The organism is Algoriphagus sp. (assembly GCF_039969895.1).
In the GTDB taxonomy this organism is placed as follows: Bacteria; Bacteroidota; Bacteroidia; order Cytophagales; family Cyclobacteriaceae; genus Algoriphagus.
In genome coordinates, this window is sequence record NZ_JBDVMZ010000012.1 from 600,260 (window position 1) to 625,662 (window position 25,403).

21 protein-coding genes are annotated in these 25,403 nt (G+C 41.9%); 12 read left to right on the top strand and 9 right to left on the bottom strand.

Going from position 1 to position 25,403, the window contains the following annotated elements:
• The first annotated feature begins 28 nt into the window (after window positions 1-28).
• From ABJH64_RS08825 to ABJH64_RS08835, 3 genes are all read left to right on the top strand, one after another.
• Complete coding sequence (locus ABJH64_RS08825) at window positions 29-2,467, top strand: TonB-dependent receptor (protein WP_348274538.1); 2,439 nt, start codon at window positions 29-31, stop codon at window positions 2,465-2,467.
• 27 nt (window positions 2,468-2,494) lie between these two features.
• Window positions 2,495-3,211, top strand: a complete 717-nt coding sequence (locus tag ABJH64_RS08830; RefSeq protein WP_348274539.1) for a DNA alkylation repair protein — start codon at window positions 2,495-2,497, stop codon at window positions 3,209-3,211.
• A gap of 95 nt (window positions 3,212-3,306) precedes the next feature.
• The gene (locus tag ABJH64_RS08835; protein WP_348274540.1) at window positions 3,307-3,909 is read left to right on the top strand and encodes a nitroreductase; all 603 of its coding nucleotides are present in this window, start codon (window positions 3,307-3,309) and stop codon (window positions 3,907-3,909) included.
• 66 nt (window positions 3,910-3,975) lie between these two features.
• Here the strand turns inward: ABJH64_RS08835 and ABJH64_RS08840 are convergent, their stop codons facing one another.
• On the bottom strand, window positions 3,976-4,506 hold the full coding sequence (locus tag ABJH64_RS08840; protein ID WP_348274541.1) for a DinB family protein: 531 nt from the start codon (window positions 4,504-4,506) through the stop codon (window positions 3,976-3,978).
• A 76-nt stretch (window positions 4,507-4,582) separates the two neighbouring features.
• Between ABJH64_RS08840 and ABJH64_RS08845 the strand changes: the two genes are divergently transcribed.
• Window positions 4,583-5,158, top strand: a complete 576-nt coding sequence (locus tag ABJH64_RS08845; RefSeq protein WP_348274542.1) for a gliding motility lipoprotein GldD — start codon at window positions 4,583-4,585, stop codon at window positions 5,156-5,158.
• Here ABJH64_RS08845 and ABJH64_RS08850 read toward each other — a convergent pair.
• On the bottom strand, window positions 5,155-6,930 hold the full coding sequence (locus tag ABJH64_RS08850; RefSeq protein WP_348274543.1) for a sodium:solute symporter family protein: 1,776 nt from the start codon (window positions 6,928-6,930) through the stop codon (window positions 5,155-5,157). The genes ABJH64_RS08845 and ABJH64_RS08850 overlap by 4 nt on opposite strands.
• A 206-nt stretch (window positions 6,931-7,136) precedes the next feature.
• On the opposite strand from ABJH64_RS08850, the gene ABJH64_RS08855 reads away from it, so the two are divergent.
• Both ABJH64_RS08855 and recG read left to right on the top strand, forming a co-directional pair.
• Complete coding sequence (locus tag ABJH64_RS08855; RefSeq protein WP_348274544.1) at window positions 7,137-8,201, top strand: phosphotransferase; 1,065 nt, start codon at window positions 7,137-7,139, stop codon at window positions 8,199-8,201.
• An 83-nt stretch (window positions 8,202-8,284) separates the two neighbouring features.
• The gene (gene recG, locus ABJH64_RS08860; RefSeq protein ID WP_348274545.1) at window positions 8,285-10,378 is read left to right on the top strand and encodes an ATP-dependent DNA helicase RecG; all 2,094 of its coding nucleotides are present in this window, start codon (window positions 8,285-8,287) and stop codon (window positions 10,376-10,378) included.
• A gap of 110 nt (window positions 10,379-10,488) precedes the next feature.
• On the opposite strand, the gene ABJH64_RS08865 is transcribed toward recG, so the two are convergent.
• From ABJH64_RS08865 to pdhA, 5 genes are all read right to left on the bottom strand, one after another.
• Window positions 10,489-10,815, bottom strand: a complete 327-nt coding sequence (locus ABJH64_RS08865) for a DUF6787 family protein (protein WP_348274546.1) — start codon at window positions 10,813-10,815, stop codon at window positions 10,489-10,491.
• Between the two features lie 61 nt (window positions 10,816-10,876).
• Window positions 10,877-12,196, bottom strand: coding sequence for an aspartate kinase (locus ABJH64_RS08870; RefSeq protein ID WP_348274547.1), 1,320 nt, complete (start codon window positions 12,194-12,196; stop codon window positions 10,877-10,879).
• A 34-nt stretch (window positions 12,197-12,230) separates the two neighbouring features.
• A complete protein-coding gene (gene ribH / locus ABJH64_RS08875) occupies window positions 12,231-12,707 on the bottom strand; it encodes a 6,7-dimethyl-8-ribityllumazine synthase (RefSeq protein WP_348299110.1) in 477 nt (158 codons plus the stop codon).
• 210 nt (window positions 12,708-12,917) lie between these two features.
• Window positions 12,918-13,628: a tetratricopeptide repeat protein gene (locus tag ABJH64_RS08880; RefSeq protein WP_348274859.1), complete on the bottom strand. Its 711-nt coding sequence runs from the start codon at window positions 13,626-13,628 to the stop codon at window positions 12,918-12,920.
• A gap of 114 nt (window positions 13,629-13,742) precedes the next feature.
• Window positions 13,743-14,762 carry a pyruvate dehydrogenase (acetyl-transferring) E1 component subunit alpha gene (gene pdhA, locus ABJH64_RS08885; RefSeq protein WP_348274860.1) on the bottom strand — a complete coding sequence of 340 codons (1,020 nt, stop codon included), beginning with the start codon at window positions 14,760-14,762 and terminating at the stop codon, window positions 13,743-13,745.
• Window positions 14,763-14,854: 92 nt separating this feature from the next.
• On the opposite strand from pdhA, the gene ABJH64_RS08890 reads away from it, so the two are divergent.
• A complete protein-coding gene (locus ABJH64_RS08890) occupies window positions 14,855-15,964 on the top strand; it encodes a DNA replication/repair protein RecF (protein ID WP_348274861.1) in 1,110 nt (369 codons plus the stop codon).
• Between the two features lie 25 nt (window positions 15,965-15,989).
• Here the strand turns inward: ABJH64_RS08890 and ABJH64_RS08895 are convergent, their stop codons facing one another.
• Complete coding sequence (locus tag ABJH64_RS08895) at window positions 15,990-16,895, bottom strand: sugar phosphate nucleotidyltransferase (protein ID WP_348274862.1); 906 nt, start codon at window positions 16,893-16,895, stop codon at window positions 15,990-15,992.
• A 279-nt stretch (window positions 16,896-17,174) separates the two neighbouring features.
• Here ABJH64_RS08895 and ABJH64_RS08900 point away from each other — a divergent pair, with 279 nt between their 5' ends.
• The 5 genes from ABJH64_RS08900 (at window position 17,175) to ABJH64_RS08920 (ending at window position 23,189) form a co-directional block, all read left to right on the top strand.
• Complete coding sequence (locus tag ABJH64_RS08900; RefSeq protein ID WP_348274863.1) at window positions 17,175-17,513, top strand: P-II family nitrogen regulator; 339 nt, start codon at window positions 17,175-17,177, stop codon at window positions 17,511-17,513.
• A 34-nt stretch (window positions 17,514-17,547) separates the two neighbouring features.
• Window positions 17,548-18,777, top strand: a complete 1,230-nt coding sequence (amt, locus tag ABJH64_RS08905) for an ammonium transporter (protein ID WP_348274864.1) — start codon at window positions 17,548-17,550, stop codon at window positions 18,775-18,777.
• Window positions 18,778-19,298: 521 nt separating this feature from the next.
• A complete protein-coding gene (locus tag ABJH64_RS08910; RefSeq protein ID WP_348274865.1) occupies window positions 19,299-20,747 on the top strand; it encodes a BatD family protein in 1,449 nt (482 codons plus the stop codon).
• Window positions 20,747-21,832: a chorismate synthase gene (aroC, locus tag ABJH64_RS08915; protein WP_348274866.1), complete on the top strand. Its 1,086-nt coding sequence runs from the start codon at window positions 20,747-20,749 to the stop codon at window positions 21,830-21,832. The genes ABJH64_RS08910 and aroC overlap by 1 nt, the downstream gene beginning before the upstream one ends.
• 10 nt (window positions 21,833-21,842) lie before the next feature.
• Window positions 21,843-23,189: a dicarboxylate/amino acid:cation symporter gene (locus tag ABJH64_RS08920; RefSeq protein ID WP_348274867.1), complete on the top strand. Its 1,347-nt coding sequence runs from the start codon at window positions 21,843-21,845 to the stop codon at window positions 23,187-23,189.
• Window positions 23,190-24,073: 884 nt separating this feature from the next.
• Here the strand turns inward: ABJH64_RS08920 and ABJH64_RS08925 are convergent.
• Window positions 24,074-25,381: a peptidoglycan DD-metalloendopeptidase family protein gene (locus ABJH64_RS08925; RefSeq protein ID WP_348274868.1), complete on the bottom strand. Its 1,308-nt coding sequence runs from the start codon at window positions 25,379-25,381 to the stop codon at window positions 24,074-24,076.
• Window positions 25,382-25,403: the final 22 nt, after the last annotated feature.

A 25,403-nucleotide genomic window follows, 5' to 3' on the forward strand; every position in this document is an offset into this window, starting at 1 on the left:
TATCTTGAACTGATAACGACTTGTAATAATGATAAGATTTACGCCTTTAGTGGCCTTTTTTGTGGTGATGTTTTACTCTTTGGATATTTTTTCTCAGGAGGTCAAAATCAGAGGTAAAGTCATAGATGGAAAAAGAGAATCTGGGCTTGAGTTTGCTAATGTGGCTTTACTAACACCCTCCGACTCTTCATTGGTCACTGGTGGAATGAGTGATTTGGACGGAAATTTTGAGTTTTCTACAGCTGCCGGAGAATACATTCTGCGTGTGGGATTTATAGGCTATTTGGAGTTTTATGAAAAAATTACTTTGGGAGAAAGTAAAAACTCCGTGAATCTGGGAACGATCACGCTGGTAGAAGATGCCCAAAACCTAGATGAAGTAGTGGTGGAAGGCGTAACCTCGATGTTTGAATCTGACATAGATAAGCGAACCTATAATGTAGAAAATAGCATCGTGGCAGAAGGACAAACCGCTTCACAGTTGCTCAGTACATTGCCATCTATACAGATGGATGATGAAGGTGGGATCACGATGAGAGGGAGTGGAAATATTCTAATCTATATCAATGGTCGGCCTTCAAACCTCTCTGGCGATGACGCAGAAAGTATTTTGTCCCAATTTCCAGCAAATAGTATCAAAAGTGTCGAATTGATTACCAATCCATCCTCTCGTTACGATGCAACAGGAGATGGTGGTATCATCAATATTGTTTTGAAAAAGAACGAGAAGACGGGTTTCAACGGGCAAGTAAATGCTTCCATAGGTACGCGGGATAAATACCAAGCAGGACTAAACCTGAACTACGGGACAGAGAAAGCTAACTTTTATGGATCTTATAACTGGCAAGATCGTCGTCAGTTGGAATTTGGAGAGGGAAGCAGGAGTAATTACCTCGATGGTTTTTCTCCTAAGCTTGAGCAAGATCAGGACGGGTATGAGCTGGAAAAAACCCATTTAGTAAGAGCGGGAGTGGATTATAATATCTCAGAAAAGGGATTGTTTGGGGTTTACTTTCAGGGAAATTTCGACGATGAAACAGAATATTCAGATGTCACTCAGCTTAATATCAGCCAGACAGGATCAATTGATTCAAGTTTTGTGCGGCAGAATAACGAATGGAGCACTAGTGCTAACTACGAAGGAGGTGTCAATTATACCTTGACTTTAGATAGTTTGGGGCAAAAGTTATATTCTTCATTTTCCTATTCGTACGATACCCGAGAGCAAACAGATTATTCAAATCAGGAGTTTTTCGACGCAGATGGAAATTCTGATCCGACCAAGCGGTTGATCCAAACTAATGACCGACCTAGGACGAGTAATCTTTATGTGGCTCAGCTGGACTATGAGAAGCCATTTCAGAATGGAGCTAAGATAGAGACCGGGCTAAAAGCAACACTTGGAAATTGGCAATGGAGCCAGGAATTTGCCCAGGGGGATCAGTTTTCAGATTTTGAACCCGTAGTGGTGGATACCTTGTCTGATACATTTGACTTCGATGAATCTGTGTATGCTGCCTATTTCACCTATAAGAACACCAAAGGAAAATTTGGGTATCAGTTGGGGTTGAGAGGAGAATACACACGAACACTAGGGGAAACGGTAAGAAATAATGAAAGCATCCCAAATAATTATCTTAATCTGTTTCCAAGTGCCTTTTTAAGTTATACGATTGCTGCAGAGAATGAATTGACGTTGAATTATACGCGAAGAATCTCTAGACCAAGTATATGGGATTTGGCGCCAATCTATCGAGTCAGAGATCAATACAATTTTAGCATAGGAAATCCTTATTTGCAGCCTGAGTTCACTGACAGCTATGAAATTGGATACATGAAAGGCTGGGAGAGATACCTGCTCAATGCCACGGTGTATCATCGATACAGTACAGATGTAGAAACGAGGATCACCATCCTCACTGATAACAACGTGGCTATTCAAAGTCGGGAAAATGCTGATACACGAGCCAGTACCGGTTTTGAGTTAATCAATCAGATCCAGATTTTCAATAACCTGGATGCTACCTTGACTGGGAATCTCTTTTACTCTAAGATCAATGCAGAGAATATCGAGCAAAGCTTCAGTAATGAGAATTTCAGCTGGACGTTGAATTTGCTGGCAAATTGGCTTATTCCTAATTGGTTTAGCGTACAGGCTCAAGGTAATTTCCGTGGTCCTATCGTACTCGCTCAAGGGCAAATCGAGCCACAGTACAGCTTGAATATAGGCTTGCGCAAAGATGTGCTCAAGGGAAAAGCAACGATATCTGCAAATGTGAGTGATATTTTCAATACGAGAAATTTCCGAATCACCACCTCAAATCCTCGATTTGATGAGAAGCGAGTATTCCAGCGCGAAACACGTGTAGGAACTCTGTCTTTCACTTACAGATTTGGAGGATTTAAAGAGAGAGCGGAGGACAACAGAAGCCGAAGAGACGGTGGAGATGGTGGAGATGATTTTTAGAAAGGAAATCATTTTCTACTTTCAATCATGAGCCAATTAGCTGAGCAAATTATTGCTGCACTATCCGATAAAGCTAATCCCATCAAAGCTGCCTTCTTACCCAAGTTTTTCAAGTCAATGCCTGGGGGATATGGTGAAGGTGATCAGTTTCTCGGCGTCGTCGTGCCTGAGCAGCGCAAAGTTGCCAAAGCAGTCTTTGAGGAGAGTAGCCTTCCTGTAATTTCAGAATTAGTGAAAAACCCCTATCATGAGGTTCGGCTTACGGCCCTGTACATGCTGGTCTATAAATTCCAGAAGTTGAAGGACGAATCGGAGCAACAGAAGCTGGTAGATTTCTACCTCGCACATCTTGATTATGTAAATAATTGGGACTTGGTAGATAGCTCCTGCCATCGTATCCTAGGTCACTTTTACTTAGATAAAGAGAAATCTATATTTTACGGTCTGGCGGATTCGGGGCATTTGTGGAAGCAGAGAATAGCAATGATTAGCTCACTGTACTGGATAAAGAGGGGGTATTTTGACGATGGCTTGGTCTTAGCCGAGAAACTACTTTATCACGAACACGACCTCATTCACAAAGCCGTGGGGTGGATGCTTCGAGAGATAGGAAACAGGGATTTTGAGGTTGAAATGGAATTTTTGAAAAAACACTACACGACCATGCCTCGAACAGCCTTACGGTATGCAATTGAAAAGTTTCATCCAGAATTGCGTCAGCAACTATTGAAGGGAGAACTTTAACAGAGCATTAGGTTCAAAACAAATTATCTTAAGCCAGAACCATTTTCCTTTCTTTGTAATTAGGATTAAGAACAATTATAACTAAGAAGCAATACATGCAAAAGCCCGATTTCAACATCGAAGAAGTAAATAAAATTATCCGCGGACGTAGATCCATGTTTCCCGCACAGTTCAAAGAAAATGATCCTGTAGATGACGCGATCATTGAGGAAATGCTAGAGAATGCACGCTGGGCCCCCACACATAAATTGACACAGCCGTGGAGATTTATAGTTTATACAGGAGAAGGCTTGAAAAAATTTGCAGATTATCAAGCAGCTATGTATAAGCTAAGGGCGGAGAAGAACGGTACGCCATTTTTAGAGGGTACGTATGAGAAATTTAAGCAACAGCCATTGAAGGCATCTCACATGATCGCAATCATTCTGAAAAGATCCCAAGGAATTCCTTTGATGGAAGAGATTGCTGCAGTTTCTATGGCTGTTCAGAATATGTATTTGACGGCTTCAGCACATGGATTAGCAGCCTATTGGGGAACGGGCGGTCCTACTTTCTGGGCTGAGGCTCGGGAAGACTACGGATTGGAAGGCGAGGATGCATTGATGGGCTTTTTCTACGTAGCCAAGCCTGCGACTCTTACCTGGCCTGATGGCAAAAGAGATAGTATGGAGGAAAAAGTAGCCTGGATAAGAGAGTAAACTTTCAGCATTAAAAAGCGGCAATGAACTTAATCATTGCCGCTTTTATATGAAATAAAGTAGTGATTAGAAACCAACAAATGCAGGAGGCTCCACCCCTTCAGCACGCAAATAGGCGATCGCAGCCCCTCTGTGATGTGTGGCGTGGTCCATTATCAAAGCCATTACCTGACGTCTAGATACTGTATTTCCAAAAACTTCTAATGTCTCGGCACCGTCAGCTTCTGATAATGCCTTCATCGTCATAGTACCGTAGTCATAGCATTTTGCTACATAGTTTGCCAAATCTGCCTTTGATGCGGAAGCAAGCTCAAGCGTAAAACCAGGATCGCCGCCTTTTAGAAAACCTTGTGATATTCCTACGATCGCATTCCCTATGTGATAGATCTGTTCTTTGAAAGACATTGCTTCTGGATCAGTTTTATAATCCATTCCAGAATCTGGCATTTTGTCAAGCACGTCTAAGGTAAATTGCTTGCTGTTTTGCCATTTGCTCATAAATTCTGCCTTGGTTGTTTGTGCTGATGCGGTTGTAGAAACCATTATTAAACAGGTAAACAGCATGGCGCCCGAAAGGTAGTGTAGTGCTTTTTTCATAGGTATAGAGATTGGTTGTTTGGTTAAATTTCATTTATTCTCCAGCCAAATCAAACACTTTGTCTAATTTTAAGCCATGAGGAAACACTTTTGGATTGGTTTGCTATTTGTAAGCCTGGTAGGCTGTGATCAGACTTACCTGCCAAAACCACCTGGATACAACCGTATTGATTTGCCTGAGCATTCTTTTGAAAAACTCACCGAGGGCTATCCTTATCAACTCGATTATTCAAGCTATTCTAGCATAGAGCCTGATTCATTTAACATGGCGGAGAAGGCTTGGGTCAATTTGAACTATGCTGATTTTGGGGCGAAAGTACATCTCACCTATAAGCGAATTGATGGTGATCAGGTCAATTTCAAGCAATTGTCCAGTGATGCGTTCAGGTTGACTTCTCAACACCAAGTAAAAGCCTATGGGATAGAAGAAGCAGTATTATTGACTCCGCAGGGCTATACGGGGGTGGTGGCCGAACTTACCGGAGAGGTGCCTACGCAATTCCAGTTTTTTGTTACAGACTCGACGGATAACTTTCTCAGAGGTGCGCTATACTTTAATACTGCGATGAAAAATGATTCGCTATCACCTGTGATAGAATTCATCAAGGAGGATATGATCCACCTGATGAATTCTGTCAAGTTTGATGATTAGTTAAGGTTTTTCCAAGATCTGAATATAACCACTCCGCCTACTATAGCGATGGCGGCAGCAATGATTCCTCCCAATAGATTTCCGTAGATAAAGAATCCTGTAGAGAATAGCGCAGCATAGATCATCGCTGACCCTATCATCATCAGACCGATTTCTTTTGGAAGCTGACCGATTACCTGGCGCTCATTTGGATAGCGATCCAATACTTTTTTCCATCCAAATGCAGCTGGAGTTACTTTTCTGTAGAAGGAAAGCAATACTGCGTCTTTCTCTGGTGCTGTTAAAAAAGTCACGAGCAACCACCCAATTGTGGTAATTGAGACGCTGTAAATTAATTTCAGATAGGCCTGATTTTCTGGAATCAAAATCCAATTTACCTTAGGATTAATCACTTCAAAGAAGATAGCTACCACAAAGGAAATTGCCATAGCTGAGATTTCAGTGTATGCGTTGATTCTCCACCAAAACCATCTTAGAATAAAGATTAGGCCTGTTCCTGCGCCGATTTGAAGTAGAATGTTGAATGCATCTAAGGCGCTGGAGAGTGCTAAGGCTAATACAGCCGAAAGTCCCATGAGCACCACAGTGGAAATTCTTCCCACAGCTACAAGCTCCTTGTCGGAAGCTTCTGGCTTCATGAATCTCAGGTAGAAATCATTCACAATGTAGGAAGATCCCCAGTTGAGGTGAGTAGAAAGTGTGGACATCACCGCTGCAATCAAAGATGCTAGCACTATCCCGATTAGGCCTGTAGGTAGATAGGTCAACATGGCCGAGTAAGCCAAGTCATCCCCAAGTTTATCTACAGGGATATTAGGGAAGGCCGCGGAGATATCAGATACGTTAGGAAAAACAATCAACGATGCCAAAGCAATTAGAATCCAAGGCCAAGGGCGTAGAGCATAGTGAGCAACATTAAAAAACAAAGTAGCTCCGATTGCATTTTTTTCGTCTTTTGCCGAAAGCATGCGCTGCGCGATATAGCCTCCGCCTCCAGGCTCAGCACCAGGATACCAAGTTGCCCACCATTGTATAGCTATTGGCATCAGGAACAACGGAATGTAGGCATTGGGATCTGAGAAGTCAGGAAGAAAATCTAGTTTGCCTACTACATTTTCATGCGTAAGGAGATTATTCAAAGAACCAATTTCTGGCAGATCAAGAATGTAATAAGCCGCTCCAAATGCACCGATCATTGCGATGAAAAACTGGAAGAAGTCAGTTAGCAAGACCCCTTTTAAACCACCCAGAGAGCTATAAATCACCGTGACCACAGATGCAATAAGCAAAGTCTCATAAGGCTCTAAGCCTAGCATAATTCCGCCGATTTTGATAGCAGCGAGAGATACGGTCGCCATGATCACGACATTGAAAAAGACTCCTAAATAAATTGCTCTGAAAGCTCTCAAGAAGGCAGCGCCTTTACCCGAATAGCGTAATTCGTAGAATTCCAGGTCAGTAGTAACTTCAGATCTTCTCCATAATTTGGCATAAACAAAGACCGTAAGCATACCTGTCAGCAAGAATGCCCACCATGCCCAGTTTCCGGCTACGCCATTTTTTCGAACGATATCTGTCACCAAGTTGGGTGTGTCTGCTGAAAAGGTAGTCGCTACCATAGATACACCTAGCAACCACCATGGCATATTTCTGCCTGATAGAAAAAATTCTTTGGCAGAGGAACCAGCTTTTTTCGATGTATATAGCCCTATCAGTAGGGAGATTACAAAGAAAGCGGCAATGATTGCCCAATCAATGGAGGTAACATTCATAGGTTTTGGGATTTATAAGTTCTTTAAATTTTTTCTAAAATGAATTTAAACTTAAATAATAAATTTTGCTAATGTATTTATTTTCTGCCAAATGGGAAAAGTATGCCTCAGAAGTTTACTCAGAATTTTGTCGTGGTGAGCGATTTCTCTAGTATAATTTTATTTTTTTCAAGTTCATTCTAAATGGTATCCTATAGCTTTGGGGCATGATTAAGGAAAATGTCGCCAGCATTCTAGCTGCCTATTCGCTCAGTACATCTGAAGATTTCACGTATTCTATTTTTGGTGCAGGTCTCATTCATGGCACCTATTTGATAGAATCAGAAGGGTCAAAATTTATCCTACAGGAATTTAATAAGGGAGTATTTCAGTTTCCTGAACGTATCACGCACAATCAGCGGCAGGTCAAATCACAAGGTAATGACGGCCTATTACCCTTTAGTTTACCTCTTCCGATTCCCAATTCCGACGGTAAACTTATCACTGAATGGAAGGGAAAGCTTTTTCGTTTGTTTGAATTTGTCTCGGGTCAGACGATTCAAGAAATCTCTTCTCTTGATCAAGCCTATTTAGCGGCAAACGCTTACGGGGTGTTTGCTGAGTGGGGTAAGGATGTGGATACAGCACAATTGAAAGAGTGTATTCCTGATTTTCATCGGTTGGATTTACGCTTCGCAAAGCTCTACCAAGTAGCAGCTGGTAAGGTTTCTATTACAAAAGATGATCAGGCACTAGTGGATTTTTACTTGGGGCAAACGGATCTAATCGCCTCTTATCAGAAATTTCGAAAGACCCTACCTGAACGTCTAACTCACAACGATACCAAAATCAATAACTTGATTTTTTCAAATGACTTTCAAAAAGTGGAGGCTTTGGTCGATTTGGATACGTTGATGAGTGGGTATTTGATGTATGATTTTGGGGATTTGGTACGAACTGTTTCATGTTCTGTGCCTGAGACTAGTCAGAAGTGGGACGAGATTAAGTTTGAAATACCGGTTTTTGAGCACTTGTTAAAAGGTTATTGGGAAGGTGTGAAAACGTTGGCGACGAAGGAGGAGGCGGCTTCCTTATTAATAGCCGGGGAGGTGATGACCTGCATTATGGGTCTTCGATTTTTAACGGATCATTTGCAGGGGAATATTTACTATAAAGTGGAATATTCGGAGCAGAATTTTCATCGCGCAAAAAATCAGATGCTTTTACTAAAAAGCCTTCAAGCTGCCCAGCCTGAGCTGCAAAAAATCTTGAAGTTGGTCACGCACTTTTAAAATTGATTTCTGACAATTCCAGTCTATCTATTGTCATTTGAGTTGAGTGGACTTAATTTGTCTTTCCCAAAAATCAATAGTCCTTGTCCAGTTTTTTTGATACTAAGATAGAATTTCTCAAAGGAGTAGGTCCTCAGCGCGCCGCTCTGATCAACAAGGAGTTGAATATTTTCACCTTCGGGGAATTGTTACAGCATTATCCATTTCGCTACGAAGACAGGACGAAGTTTTTCAAAATCCGTGAATTGCATGCTGAGATGGAAGCGGTGCAGGTGATCGCCAAAATTCGAAAAGTGGAGCTTGTAGGGATGGGCAATAAAAAGCGATTGGTCGCTCACGTGGCAGATGAGACCGGGGAAATGGAAATGACTTGGTTCAAAGGTATCGCTTGGGTTCAAAAATATTTGGTGACTGGTGGGGTCTTTATTTTCCTGGGAAAGCCTGCTCAGTTTGGGCACAAATGGAGTATCGCACATCCAGAGATGGAGCCGCTGACTACAGCAAACGAAACTCGTAATAATTTCCAACCTGTTTATTCAACCACGGAAAAGCTGAGAGCCAGATTTTTGGATTCCAAAGGGATTTCCAAAATTATGGAGCAGCTGGTTCAGGTTTGTATTCCCCACATTCAAGAGACGATTCCGGTTCAGATCAAGGAGCAATATCAATTGATCGATAAGCAGACAGCTATTCGTGAGATTCATTTTCCTACCAAGCCAGATTTGCTTCAAAGAGCTAGGAGAAGATTGAAATTCGAGGAATTTTTCTTTCTGCAGCTGCGCCTGCTGATGATGAAAATCACAAGAACGGAGAAGTTCCATGGGCAAATTCTAAATAATACGGAGCTACTTACCGAATTCTACACCAATCATATTCCCTTCGAACTGACAAATGCTCAGAAGCGTGTAATCCGGGAAGCTTATGGAGATTTGAAATCAGGTAAGCAGATGAACCGGCTGATACAAGGAGACGTGGGATCTGGGAAAACGATGGTCGCATTTATCTGTGCGTTGATTGCGATTAGCTCTGGTGCACAGGCATGCCTGATGGCTCCAACAGAGATTTTGGCAACGCAGCATTATGCCGGATTGAAGGGATTTGCCGAAATGATGGGGTTGAAAATCGCCTTGCTGACTGGATCAACTAAGAAATCAACACGGAAAATCATTCATGAAGAACTACTTTCCGGCGAACTTAAAATCCTGATCGGAACACACGCGCTTTTGGAAGATGTGGTTCAATTTCAAAATTTAGCCTTAGCCATAGTCGATGAGCAACACCGTTTTGGCGTAGCCCAGCGAGCGAAACTTTGGGCGAAGAATGAGGAGTTCATCCCACATGTGCTGGTCATGACGGCCACTCCTATTCCGAGAACTCTTGCCATGACGTTGTATGGGGACTTGGATGTGTCGGTGATCGACGAGATGCCTGCAGGAAGGAAGCCTATACAGACCGTCCATCGCTATGACAAAGACCGATTAAAAGTATTCGGTTTTATAAATCAAGAAATCAAGAAGGGGAGGCAGGTTTATATTGTCTATCCTTTGATCGAAGAATCTGAGAAAATGGATTTGAAAAATGTCATGGACGGATATGAAAGTATCTCACGTGCTTTTCCAAACTATCCGGTAAGTATAGTGAATGGGAGTATGACAGCTGACGCCAAAGAATACGAAATGCAGCGTTTCGTGAAGGGCGAGACGAAAATAATGGTAGCGACGACAGTGATCGAGGTTGGAGTGAATGTGCCCAATGCTTCGGTGATGATCATAGAGAATGCTGAGCGCTTTGGACTATCACAGTTGCATCAGCTACGGGGCCGAGTGGGAAGAGGTGCCGAGCAAAGTTATTGTGTGCTGATGAGCAAGTATGAGCTTTCTAAGGATTCACGGGTTCGATTGGAGACGATGGTTCGCACAAATGATGGTTTTGAGATCGCTGATGTGGATTTGCGTTTGCGTGGTCCTGGAGATTTGATGGGAACTCAGCAAAGTGGGATTACTGATTTGTTGATTGCGGACTTAAGCAAGGATGCGCCGATTTTGACTTTGGCTAGGGATGCAGTACAGCAACTTTTAGCAAATGATCCAGAATTGCTTCAGCCAGAAAATGCACCAGTTCTCCGACAGATCAAGCAGCAGAAGAAAACTGCGGTGAATTGGAGTAGGATTTCTTGATTGGATTGAAATATTGTAAAATTTGAAAATTGAAAAATTGGGTAATTCCTCTAAATAAATTATAAACTGGGTCCTCTGCGCAAATCTCTGCGAGCTCTGTGGTTAAAATGTTATTTCCGCTTAGAAAACATTCCTCCAATCCTCCTGAAAAACTGCTTCTCTTTTTCCCAGAAAAAGTTGAATTGACCGAAAATAAAGCCGTAGATCAGTAAGATGATTTGGTATAAAGGAAGAACTAAAAGTAGATACAGAACTGTGTTGACAAATCCGCCTTTCTCCACACCAAATAGGTCCAGGATGGGATTCTTTATAAAAAGTATGGTGAATCCGGTACAGGCAAAAACAACCAGAACTAAAACGACCTGAAGCAGGCTGTCCAATTTCCACTTGGTTTGTAGGCGCTGAAGAAATCCAGGTTTATCCTTTTCAACTGACATTCATCAAAAGTAATAAGAATGAGTCTAAATAAAATAGCCGGCGCTAGGCCGGCTATCTTTTTTACCAGGTAAATAAGTCTTGATTGAGGCTTTGAAGTGCTTCTTTTTTGAATTTTGAATCGATCAGCACGGAAACATTGTGACGACTACCTCCGAATGAAACCATTCGTACAGGATATTCTATGAGTGAATCGATAACGGATTGGATAGCTCCTTTGCTTTCAGAGACCATATTTCCTACGATACAAATAATAGTCTGGTCTCGGTCAACTTCCACACTACAGAAAGTCTCTAGCTCAGCTAATATCTGTTGTAAATGGCTCAAATCATCAATTGTAACCGATACAGCGATCTCTGAAGTAGTAATCATGTCAATAGGCGTTTTATACTTTTCAAAAATTTCGAACACCTTTCTCAAGAAACCATAAGCCAAAAGCATTCGACTGGATTTAATTTTGATGGCTGTGATTCCGTCTTTGGCAGCGATTGCTTTTACACCCACAGAATCTACTTCAGCTTTGATCAAGGTTCCGTGAGCTTCAGGTTGCATGGTATTGAGCAATTTGACAGGCACATTAAACTGCTGTGCTGGCCAGATAGATGCTGGGTGCAGGATTTTGGCTCCGAAGTAAGCGAGCTCTGCCGCTTCGTCAAAAGACATTTCAGCGATTGGACGCGTCTTATCTACGATGCGAGGATCGTTATTATGCATCCCATCGATATCTGTCCAGATCTCGCAAGCTGTGGCTTGGATAGCTGCTGCCACGAGAGAGGCGGTATAGTCCGATCCACCACGCTTCAGGTTGTCCACTTCGTTCAGGTGGTTTTTGCAAATAAAACCCTGGGTAATGAAGATTGATTCTTCTGGATGCTGGGCAAGTATTGCCTTCAATCGATCTGAGATTTTTTGAAGTTCCGGCTCTGCATTTTCATCAATACTCATGAAGTCAAGTGCAGAAAGGAATATTGCCGGAATCTCCAGCTCTTCCAAAAGTGTATGGAATAGCTTGGTAGAAAGTAATTCTCCCTGGGCTAGAATGTCACGATTGATCGCCTCGTTGAAAGAGATTCTCAATAGGATGTTCAAAAATTCAAAGTGCTCCTTGATGATTTCTTGAGCTTTTTCTCTGGCTACTTCTGTCTTGACCAATTGAGGATAAAAATCATTGTAATGCGCATGGAGCTCATCGATTCTTGACTTTGCCAGTACTTTATCTGCCGCTGCCAGCGCTTCTCCAATACTCACCAACGAATTGGTCGTGCCGGAAAGCGCGGAAAGGACGACAATTTTAGATTCATCACCTCGGGTGATCAGGTCTTTCACCTGGTGCATGCGTTCTGGACGGCCCACAGAAGTGCCGCCAAATTTCATGATTTTCATAGGTATAGAGATTATAGGTTACTAGGTTTTTGTCTTAGAATCCAAGCATTTTCACAGCCGTGATAGCCGCTTCATCGCCTTTGTTGCCATGCTTACCACCTGCGCGATCCATGGCTTGCTCTTGAGTATTTGGTGTCAGTACTCCAAAAATTACCGGCTTATTGTATTTCAATCCTACGTTGGTTATGCCATGAGCTACAGCATCGCAGATGAAGTCAAAGTGCTTAGTCTCACCTTGAATCACACAACCCAAACAGATCACAGCGTCGATGCTTTCTTCCTGGGCTAGCCACTGCGCAGCAAGGGTCAGTTCGAAAGATCCTGGAACATTCTTACGAATGATGTTTTCTTTCTTCGCTCCGTTTTCTATAAGTGTCTGATATGCGCCAGAAAAGAGTGCTTCAGTTACGTCTTCATTCCACTCGGATACGATGATGCCAAACGTTTTATCGCTCATGTCTTTCACGTTTTTGGAAGAATGTGCGCTGAGACTTTTTAGTGAAGTTGCCATATTGGATTACTTTTTAATTTTTGGATGGAAAAACTGAGTTTTTAGAATCAGAGTTTTTGAGTATCAAGTATCAAGAGCCAAGAATCATGACTGTAAGTCTTAATGATCCAGGGTTGACTGATGTTGGATCAGGAGAGATGAGAGTTTGTTTAAACAAAAAAAGAGTAAGACCACAGGGCCTTACTCTTCTAGTATGCTATAGAGAAAGCATTACTTAGAGGCAAGACCTTCTAAGCGAGCTTTGTGTTTTCGTGCAGCAGCAAATTCGAAAGACTCGAAATATTTATCTTCGATCTCTGCATAAGCCGCGATAGCTTCCTGAGTTTTACCTGCGGTTTCGTAAGCGATTGCCAGTTTGGTCAAATACTTAGGCGTGAAAAATTTATTTTCATCGTACTCAGCTGCTTTCTTGTAGTTAGAAATCGCTTCATCAATATTGCCAAGCTCCATGTTAGCATCTCCTATTAAAGAGTAGGCTTTTGCCTGAACCAAGAAATCATCAGTAGAGAATTGCTCCAATTCAGTGATCGCTTGTTCGTAGTTTCTCTCAGAAAGATAAATAGACCCAATATAGAAATGCGCAAGATTTGCAGCGTCAGTTCTTGGGTATTCTTCTACGATGTTAAGAAGACCAGCATTGATGCCATCGCCATTCAGGGCAAGTTGAACACTGTCTTGCTCGAAGAAATACACCGCTTGGAACATTTCCTTTTGTGCTTCCTCATTTTGGTTTTGATTATTGATTTGGAAAAATAGGATTCCTCCGATCAAAACTACTGCGGCTATCAAGACGCCTGCTAGTACTTTACTATTCTGCTTTACAAAAGCTTCACCTTTGCCCAGTCGCGCAGCGATTTCGGAAGGATCTTCGATTAAATCGTTGTGATGCTCAGGTGCTTTATTACTTTGTTTCGTTGCCATGCTACTCAAATTTCAGCCGCAAATATACGGTTTTTATATTTTCTACAAAGCCCAATAAAAAAGCCATGAAGGCTTTCTGTCTTCATGGCTTTTAAGACGTTACGTTATTTTAATTTATTCCATTACAAAAGGATAGTCTTCCTGGATATATACATCCTTGAAAGCATCCTGTCCATCAGGCCAAGGTGATTCCTCTGCAAATTTCACAGCATCAGTTACCTTTTGTTTTACGCCTTTGACGATCTCCTCGATCTCTTCTTCACTGAGAATATTATTTTCTCTGATGGTGGCCAAGACTTGCTCTACCGGATCACGCTGCTTGTATTCTTCTACCTCTTCCTTAGTTCTATATTTCTGAGGATCGGACATGGAGTGCCCTTTGTATCTGTAAGTTCTCATTTCTAGCAAAGTCGGCCCATCGCCTCTCCTTGCTCTATCCGCAGCCTCAGCTACCGCCTCATGTACTGCCTCTACGTTCATTCCGTCCACAGCGAAAGAAGGCATGTCATAGGATTCGCCCAATGTAGAAAGGTCTTCGACGTTCGAAGATCTTTTCACTGCCGTGCCCATTGCGTAGCCGTTGTTTTCGATCACGAAAATCACAGGGGTTTTGTAAAGCATTGCCAAGTTCAGCGCTTCGTGAAAAGCTCCCTGACGTACTGCACCATCACCCATGTAGCATATTGCCAGGTTTTTGGTGCCTTTATATTTTTCAGCGAAGCCCATTCCAAGACCCATAGGAATTTGTGCTCCTACGATTCCGTGACCTCCCATGAAGTTTTTCTCTTTATCGAAAATGTGCATAGAACCACCTTTTCCCTTGGTAGTTCCGGTTGCTTTGCCATAAAGCTCAGCCATGACAGCTCCAGGGTCAGTACCCAATCCTAGTGGATGAGCATGACATCGGTAAGCTGTAATCCACTTATCATCTGGGGTCAAAGCCGAAATGGCTCCCGAGGCGCAAGCTTCTTGACCTATATATAAATGACAGAATCCTCTGATTTTTTGCTGACCGTAAAGTTGTCCAGCTTTTTCTTCGAATCTCCTCATTAAGAGCATGCTCTCATACCAAAAGGTGTATGTTTCTTTCGAATATTTTACTTTGGATTTAGTTGCTGCAGTTTTCTTTGCCATATCGTACTGATGAAAATATGCTAATTTTAGGTTCCAAATATAATCAACCCGCCCTAAATAACAGGCTCCCTTCGAAATAATTACCCAATCTCATGCACCTGAAGTCCCTCGAACTCTTACAATTCAAAAATCATGAGAAGACCCGACTTAAATTTTCAAGAGAAATCAACTGCTTCGTAGGCTTGAATGGTAGCGGTAAGACGAATGTGCTGGACGGGATTCATTATCTCTCGTTGACCAAAAGTGCAGTGCAATCCAGTGATAGTCTGAATGTGCAGCATGAGAAAGATTTCTTTGCGATCAAAGGGCAATTCGAACTCGCGGAGGCAAAACCTCTGGAAGTAAGATGCACAGTGGAGCAGGGGAAAAAGAAGCAAATCTATCAAAATGGAAAGGCACTTGCGAAAACCTCTGAGCACGTTGGACTTATTCCCTTAGTCTTAATTGCACCTGATGATACAGAATTGATCAAAGGCGGATCTGAGGGACGGAGGAAGTTTTTTGATGGGTTGATTTCTCAGCTTGATCATGGGTATTTGGATCAGTTGATCCGATACCACCATTTTTTGAAGCAGCGAAATGCGTTGCTGAAGAAATTTGCAGAGACTGGCAGACGGGACTTTACACTTTTGGATAAGTACGATTTAGAGTTAATTGAACTTAGTAGTGTCCTTGCTGCTAGAAGAAATGAGCTTCTGGCGGAAATGGCGCCCTTATTACAAAGTCATTATTCGGAGATTTCACAAGGGCAGGAGCTAGTCAGCGTGATCTATGAAACGGAAGCCTTGCGAGCCGATTTTGGAGATTATTTTAAAAGCCTGCGGAAAAAAGACCTGATCACCAAAAATAGTAATGCTGGAATTCACAAGGATGATTTCGGCTTTATGATAGGCGAGCATCCTATCCGGAAGATTGGTAGTCAGGGACAGCAGAAGTCTTACATCATATCTCTTAAACTTGCTCAGTTTCAGATTTTCGAGATCGAAAAAGGAGAAAAGCCAATATTACTACTGGATGACATTTTTGATAAGCTGGATGATCTACGTATTGCCCAGCTGATGAAGCTGATCTCTCAGCATACCTTTGGACAAATATTTCTGACGGATGCGAGACCTGAGCGATCGAAGATGATTTTAAAGGAGTTGAATTCGGAAGTGGTTTTCTTTTCTATTGAAGATGGAGTGATTACCTCTGAGTCATAAAAAAAGGAGCCGAAGCTCCTCTTACTTATTTCCATAGATCAGCTGGATAATCTCCAGCCTCATGCAGATTTCTCAGGGAATCAATTACCACAGGTTTATCTTCCGTATAGGTGACACCAAACCAAACTTTTCCACCTTCCAAGATATCAAATGCCGCTTCATCAGCTTGTATGAGATTATTAGCGACAGTTGGAATGAAAAATTCAGATTTAAGATTATCGAGGTTTGCTGGAAGAAAAGCATTCCACATTTTCTCTATGTCAGCAAATACGTCCGGATGAAAGCCCCAGAAGTTCATACTAACAGGTGTGTTTTCTGCTATTTCCAACACTTCGTTTTCTCCTTTACTTAGGATTTTGCCATTCTCTCGGGTGATAGAAGTTCTTTCCACCATCCCTATCAGATGACCTTTTTCATTGGTTTCGCAGACACCTCTGCTTACTGTGCCATGCTCAGAAAGGACATTTTGGATCGCATAGCCAACCATCGCGTGAAGGTCAGACTTTACTTCTGTTGAAAGGAATTTACCAATGGCATCAAACGCTTCTTTGCCATAAAAGTCATCGGCATTGATGACAGCGAAAGGTTCTTGGATAGCATCCTTAGCGCAAAGTACTGCATGAGCAGTGCCAAAAGGTTTCTTCCGGTCTGCTTGCTTCAATTCTGAAGGCACAAAGCTATCGAGTGATTGGATTACCCAATCCACTTCGATTTTACCCTCAAGTTTTGGAAGGAATTTCTCTTTGGCTACTTCGAGGATCTCCTCGCGGACAATGAAGACCACTTTGCCAAATCCCGCTCTGATAGCGTCAAAAATAGAATATTCAAGAATTGTTTCTCCGCTAGGGCCAAATCCATCGATCTGTTTATTCCCACCATAGCGACTTCCCATTCCTGCTGCTAGTACTAATAATGTTGGTTTCTGAGTCATAGGTCGTTAGTTAAACGTGCGCAAAATTATGTTTTTATGTGCGAGGGACAAAGGTTTTGCTTTGTTTCGAACTGGCACATGGGGTTTAATATTTACCAGTAGTTGCCAGATTTACTTACGATAATCGATATTATAAGTAATTTTTCAATCCAAGTTTTAAATTTTCTATGCATTTATTTGGGATTTTGGGTAAAAAAATACCTTAAAAATGTTTTTTATTTAATTTTCTGATTAGGTTTATGTCATTATCATAAAAAACCTTTAGACCTATTGAAAAAAATGAAAAAAATTGAAGCAATTATTAGAACATCTCGCTTTGATCAGATCCACACTTGCGTGGCAGGTCTTGGCGTGAAGTTCCTCACCTTTTACGAAGTGAAGGGGATGGGCCTAGAACATGCGAGGCAGGAAATGTACCGAGGAGTTCCCTATGAGCCGGCTTATATTCCCAGAACTAAGATTGAGATTATAACGGTAGAAGAATTGGTAGAACCCGTGATCAACTGTATCCTAACGGAGGGAAAAACTGGCCAGGTCGGAGATGGGAAAATTTTTGTCTATGATGTCCTAGAAGCCTACCGTATCAGAAATAGCGATACTGGCGAAAAAGCCCTTTAATCTTTTTTCTTCTCTCACCTTACTATTCAAACCTATGCAAGAACTATTTACTGTCAATAATTTATGGATGATGATAGCCACGACGATGGTTTTCCTCATGCATTTGGGCTTCGCCAGCTTGGAAGCTGGACTAACACGCTCAAAAAATACCGTTAACATTTTATTCAAAAACACCATCATTCCAGCGATTGGGCTTTTGACTTATGCTTTTGTTGGATTCAATTTAATGTACCCAGGAGCAGACTATGCTGGCACCTTCTTCGGCTTTGCAGGCTTCGGCCTTACTCTCCCTGAAGGTTGGGATTCTAGTAATTACAATGCAGGATATACTTATTTTACGGATTTTATTTTTCAGGCAATGTTTGCTGCCACTGCTGCCACTATCGTTTCTGGTGCTGTAGCTGAGCGAGTGAAGCTTGGGCCGTTTATATTTTTTTCAGTACTCTATGTTGGGATTTGTTATCCTATAGTAGGTATGTGGAAGTGGGGTGGAGGATTCCTGAATACGCTTGACACTCCATTTTATGATTTTGCTGGTTCTACCATAGTTCACTCTGTAGGTGGATGGGGAGCATTGATAGGTGCAGCGCTGCTAGGGCCTAGACTAGGAAAATATACTGCTAGAGGTATGACTGCTATTCCTGGACATAATATTCCGTTGGCCACCTTGGGTGTGTTTTTGTTGTGGTTTGGTTGGTTTGGTTTCAACGGTGGGTCAGTTTTGAGCGCAGACCCAGGCTTGGTTTCAAAAGTATTTGTGACTACCTCTATGGCTGCCGCTGCCGGAGCTATAGGCGCATTGATCGTTTCCTATCTCATGTTCAAAACGTACGATATCACGATGGTTTTGAATGGGATCCTGGCTGGCCTGGTAGGCATCACTGCGGGAGCAGATCAGATGAGTGTCAATTCTTCAATTATCATCGGCTTGATAGGAGGAGGATTGATCGTCCTTGCCGTCGTATTCTTCGATAAGGTAAAAATTGACGATCCTGTAGGCGCAATTTCGGTTCATTTAGTCGGTGGAATCTGGGGAACCCTAGCTGTGGGTATATTCGGAGATTTGGCTGGAATAGGACAGTTAGTCTCTCAGTTGATTGGAGTAGTGGCAGTAGGAGTATTCTGTGTGATTTTTGCTGGAGCGATATTCTTTGTCCTGAAGAAAACCATTGGAATCCGAGTGGATGAGGCAGAGGAAACTGAAGGATTGGATATTAATGAGCACAGCATGCGGGCCTATCCGGATTTTGCTACGAAAGATTAATTAGCAATCTGATTATGCGTACTAATGCCAGTCGCCATAGGTCATTTGCTTCAGGTAGGAAGTCCGAAGACGGGTGATCGAAGTGGCCTCAATTCTTAAATTGACCAATTCTTATTTTGCTTTTGGTCTCCACTAGTTCCCATGTGGAATTAAATATTAACTAAACCACTTACCATAAATGAAAAAAGCCCCGATTTTTGAAGTCGGGGCTTTTGCTTTCTAAAATGAGGGTTCGAAATACCGATTGAGAATTATGTGGTGCGCTTTGCCAAACATCAGGTAACACCAATCTTTGAATTCATGAATTTCGGTGGGGCAGATTAGTCTTAGGCCTTTTCTCAGCTCACGTTCAAATAGATAATTTGAAAAGCTGACCTTCTGAAGGATAGTCTTCACATATTCTATCATAGTTTAAAGAGTTTAGGGTTTTAACTGATTTTAAGTGTAATTACGGCGGCATTTAGGGAGATGTTACGTTATTTTAGAATTCAAAGAGTAGAATATTCCCTATTTTCGCAACCATGATTAAAACGCTTGCCCGATTCATTTTCGTATATGGTCTTTTCCTATTTTCAGGAATAGTTGTAGCACAAGATGTCCAGATTGAGCTTGGGGCTTCGGAGATTGGTTTAAATGAAACCTTTACCATCAAAATAACGCTCAGCAACGAAAAAATCAAATCCTACGATCAGTTTCCGGAAATCCCAAGTTTTCAAAAACAAGGGATCTCTCAATCTTCCTCCATGAACCTGATCAATGGGCAGATGAGTAGTTCAAATAGTATTATTCAATATTATAAGCCGAGCAGAAAAGGAGATTTTACTTTGCCTGCATTTGAACTAACGATTAATGGTCAAGCCTATTCTTCTCCTGGTAAGAAAATCACCGTCGGCGAAGCCGCTAGTACTAACGCAGGGCGGGGTGCCGCAACTGACCCCTTTGCGGATTTTTTTGGAAGGTCAGCCATAGAGGAGCCAGAATATGTGGAAATGGAGGATGATGCATTTTTCTCTGTTTCTGTGGACAAAGAGGAAGTGTATCAGGGTGAAGGAATCAATGTAAGTCTGGCGTTTTATATGTCGGAAGCGAATCAAGCCCCATTCAATTTCCATGAGCCAGGAAGGCAATTAGATGATATTTTGAAAAAAATCAAACCTACCAATGCCTGGGAGGAGAACTTCAATATCAGCAATATCGATCCTGAACAAGTGACGATCAATGGCAAACGCTGGACGAAATATAAGGTCTATGAAGCTACCTTTTTTCCATTTTCTGAAGGAGAAATAGAAATCCCGAGAATTCCCTGGGAAATGATAAAGTATAAAATAGCCAAAAACCCGACATTCTTTGGTGCCAATAGACAAGAAGATTTTAAGACTTTTTATTCCAATCCAAAGACAATAAAAGTCAAGCCACTTCCGCCACATCCACTTAAAAATGAGGTAAGCGTGGGGCAATTTCAAGTTAGAGAAAACATCACCTCTATAGAGGTAGAGACTGGTCAAGGCTTTGATTATAATTTTGGCATCAGCGGAGTGGGGAATATCAATGCCATCTCAGCACCCAAAAGACTACCAGTCGCTAATCTGAACACCTACGACCCAAATGTTCGCCAGCAGATTAATAGAGGCTACGGGAGAGTATCTGGTATAAAGGAATTTAACTATTACATCACCATCAATGAAGCTGGAGAAGTGGATCTTGGGAAGAATTTTGAATGGGTGTATTTTGATCCAGAACGTGCCGTTTACGATACATTGAGACCAGCGGCTAAGATCACCGTGGTAGGCGAGAGTAAAGTCAATCAGGCTATTTCTAGTCAGCGGCTAGGTGGCTTGTACGACCGGATTCCTTCAGAAGACAATCGGTTTTTAAACGAGAAATATAAATACTATTTTACAGTCGCTATCAATGTGATGCTGCTACTAGCAGTGGCTATGCTGGCTGTATTGATAATCAGAAAGAGATAATGGGTAATTCATTTGGAAAGCTATTCAAGATCACCACCTTCGGTGAATCACATGGATTAGCTTTGGGGGTAATCATAGAAGGATGCCCAGCAGGACTCAAAATAGATGAGGCAAAGCTAATCGCAGAGATGCAACGCAGGAAGCCAGGTCAGTCCAAAATCACCACTCAGCGTAAAGAAGAGGACGAGTTTGAAATCAAATCCGGTATTTTTGAAGGAGTGACTACCGGAACTCCGATAGGTATAGTGATCAATAATTCGGATCAAAAAAGTAAAGATTACTCCCATATTTCAGATAAATTTCGTCCTTCTCACGCGGATTTCACCTATTTCGAAAAGTATGGATTAAGAGACTACCGTGGTGGAGGTAGAAGCTCTGCTAGAGAAACTGCCGCACGTGTAGTAGCTGGGGCTATCGCAAAGCAGCTTTTGGAAACTAAAGGAATTACGATTCAGGCTTATGTTTCTCAGGTAGGCGATTTGAAGTTGGCGAAAAGTTATACAAAACTAGATCTTGCCAAAGCTGAAGAAAACATCGTGAGATGTCCTGACCCAACACTAGCTGAGGAGATGATTGAATTGATCGATTCGGTACGGAAAGACCGGGATACAATCGGCGGCGTGGTAAGCTGTGTGATCAAAAATACGCCTGTAGGAATTGGAGAGCCGGTATTTGACCGGTTACATGCTGAGCTGGGCAAAGCGATGCTGAGTATCAATGCTGTAAAAGGCTTTGAATATGGAAGTGGATTTGAAGGGGTGAACATGCGTGGTAGCTTGCATAACGATGTGTTTTTCCAAGAAGGAGATAAAGTAAAAACCAAAACAAATCACTCCGGAGGTATCCAAGGTGGTATATCCAATGGAGAAGATATTTATTTCAATGTAGCCTTCAAACCAGTTGCTACTATTATGACTGATCAAGCTTCGGTGAACGAAGCTGGAGAAGAGGTGATCGTATCAGGTAAAGGCCGTCATGATCCGTGCGTAGTGCCCAGAGCTGTACCGATAGTGGAAGCTATGGCCGCTTTAGTCATAGCTGATTATATATTGTTGTCAAAAAGTAATAAACTGCAAGACTTCTAAACCCATTTATATGCTTAAAAAGATACCCTTACACACCCAAATTATCATCGGACTGGTTCTGGGGTTGATTTTTGGTTTAGTGGTCATCAAGACTTCCATCCCCAATTCTTTCACCATAGATTATATCAAGCCATTTGGAACGATATTCATCAATGGACTTAAAATGATTGCAGTACCACTGGTATTGGCTTCTTTGATCGTCGGAGTTTCTAATCTCGGAGATGTTTCCAAACTGAGTAGAATAGGTGGAAAGACTATCGGGACCTACTTGGTGACGACGGTACTTGCAGTTACTATTGGTTTGGTGCTAGTGAATGTATTCAAGCCAGGAAAAAGTTTGCCACCTGAGACTCGTGAGAACCTGATGAGCCTGTATGAAGGCGATGCCGGCTCCAGAGTGGGACAAGCAGCTGAATTGCAAAAACAAAGTCCTTTGCAGCCATTGGTGGATATAGTACCAGAAAATGTCTTCAGGGCGACTACTGATAATGCAGCCATGCTACAGGTTGTTTTCTTTGCTATTCTGGTGGGCATTGCCCTATTACAAATTCCAAAACAAAAAGCCGATCCTGTAATTGCGTTTTTCGACGGGCTAAATGATGTCATTATTCAAATCGTGAATTACATCATGATGATTGCTCCCTATGGAGTTTTTGCTTTGATGGCTTCCTTGATTGTGGAGATTGCTGGTGAAAACCCAGACTCTGCTGTCCAGCTTTTGATGGCTTTATTAAAATATAGTTTGGTGGTAGTGGGAGGACTTCTCACCATGATTATGGTCATCTATCCACTGATTTTGATGGCTTTTACGAAGGTAAAATATTTGGATTTTTTTAGAGCGATTAGACCAGCTCAGCTACTTGCGTTTTCTACCAGTTCTAGTTCGGCCACGCTTCCGGTTACTATGAAGCAGGTAGAGGAAGAATTAGGTGTGTCGGAGGAGATTTCCAGTTTTGTGCTGCCATTGGGAGCTACGGTGAATATGGATGGAACGAGCCTTTACCAAGGTGTAGCAGCGGTTTTTATCGCACAGGCTTTGGGGATGGATCTTAGTTTGACTCAGCAGCTAATGATAGTTTTGACTGCTACCTTAGCATCTATAGGTTCGGCAGGAGTTCCAGGAGCTGGACTGATTATGTTGATAATTGTATTAGAATCCATCGGAGTTCCGGCTGCAGGTATTGCCTTGATTATCGCTCCTGATAGGATTTTGGATATGTTCAGGACGGTAGTGAATGTCACGGGTGATGCCACAGTTTGTACAATAGTGGCAAGTACAGAGGGTGAGTTGCCGGATGGGTTGATTAGAAAATCAAATCCCCTTACACCGAATGAAAGCGTTCAAGATACAGAATAAGTGAAATTCAAACTTTCTTTAAAAGGGCTTTGTCAATAACCAATGACAAAGCCCTTTTTAGTTTTAATGCAATCCGCTTTCTCACCTGAAGCCAAATTCTGGTACTTTTTTTTAGTAACTCCATAAAACATTGCCTTTTAAAATGTGGATAACTCACCTGGCCTAAGCATAATTGGGGTTTCTGAGATGAGTTTACGCATAAGACAAAAAGCAAAAACAAAAAATTAGAAAAGGGGGAGATTTTGCGCGGAAATCTTAATGAAATAAATGGTGATTAGTTATTTACAACTGTTATAATGGAGACAGACGATACTCTAGCCAGTATGTCATTATGGTGAAAAACGCTCTACTCAGGCAACTGAAACTTAAAAGTGAAAATAATTCAGCGTGTGATCCCACCCGAAGCAATACTATCTCTTTAAGTTCATCATCGTGTTCCCAAATGACCAGTAAATCAGGCATAGCGTGACATTCTCAGCACCCAACGTAATTACCTAATAATTTTTGAGGTCAATATGAGCTAAAACAAAATCTTAAATAATCCCCTTTCCGGTGGTTTCAGGCTTTTCCGCTTTTTTCATTGCATAGAATTGACGCAAACGATCGACTTTTAGCCAAGAGATGGCGATGTGGGAAAAAGTAACATGATTTTAACTGTCACCTGCTAAAACTAAGATAATTCTTAAAATTCCAGGATCATTGCACAAGTGCATTACCTATACTTAGGTAGAATCAACGTATTCATACAAAAAATGGCTCTAGGAAGCTAGATTACATTTAAAATCAAATAAAATGAGAAGACTTTATTTTGAGAACAGTTTCTAGAGGTACAAAAAAAAGCGCAAATCCGAAGACCTGCGCTTTTGTATGATTATCGAAAATGACTACTCGCTTTTAGCTGGCACACCTGGCTTAGCCTTTTGCGCTACTAACTTCTCTGGTTCCCCTGGAATTCTAATCAGTGCTAATCTCTCCATGTAATCAGCTTTGGTAGATTCGAATGCAAGTTTATTTGCGGAGGAAATCGGCTCAGAAGGTGGGATTTTTTCACTTAACCAGTCTTCCTGCTTTCCATTTTTCCAAAATCTAAAGCATAGGTGTGGGCCAGTGGCCAAGCCAGTACTTCCTACATATCCTATCACCTGGCCTTGCTTAATTCGCGTTCCCGGTTTGATGCCTTTGGCAATCTTGGACATGTGAAGGTATTGGGTGGTATAGGTTCCATTATGTTTGATTTTCACATAATTGCCATTCGCAGAAGTATATCGTGCATCAGTAACCGTTCCCTCACCTACAGATCGGATTTCAGTGCCTGTTGGTGCAGCGTAGTCTGTCCCAAGGTGGGCTTTGTAGCGCTTCTGTACGGGGTGGAATCTCTTTAGTGAGTATCTAGAGCTGATTCTTGAATACTTCAAAGGATCTCGCAAGAAGGCTTTTTTAAAGCTATCCCCATTCTGATCGAAGAATGTCACCTCACCATTTTGCTCAAAAGGAATCGCATAAAATGGCTCGCCCTTGTGTTCAAAATAGGCTGTTTGAATATCTGAGACACCGACAACTACTCCGTCAATCACTTTCTCTTGATAAGTTACTTTGTATTTGTCACCTTTTTGCAACGCTCCAAAATCAATAGACCAGCCATACAGATCGGCAAATTGATCTATGATATCATAAGTCACTCCCCGGCCAGTCATGTCAGCAGAAAGGTTGGAATTGATAATTCCACCAGCCTCTTTCGTTCTGAATTCAGCAGGTTTTTCGGCTTTGTAAATATCTATGGAATCGAGATTGAAAACCACATACTCTGCTGGATTTGGCTCGTAGATAAAATAGGCTGCCTGGGAAGAATCAGCTGGAGTCACTACAGTGAATTTCTTATTTGCCGCTATTCCTCTCACGTCAAAAATCTCCTTTGACTTTTTGGCGATCTGGTCAATAATCTGATAAGGAACATTAAAAGGTGCCAGAATAGAGCCTAAGGTTTGGTTTTTACTTACAGTGCCTTCTACAATATTCAACCCAGTAACATTGATACCATAAAGAAACACCTGATTCGCTAGAGAGTCTAACAAAGGCGGTTCTACGATCTCAGGTTCCTTTTCAGTCTGAAAAGGAAGGTCGAAAAATTGGAGTGAAGATGCTGCGCCAATGGTGATAACTAATGCAGCAATTCCTATCCAGATCTTTTTCATTAATCTAATTCTATTTGGGGGA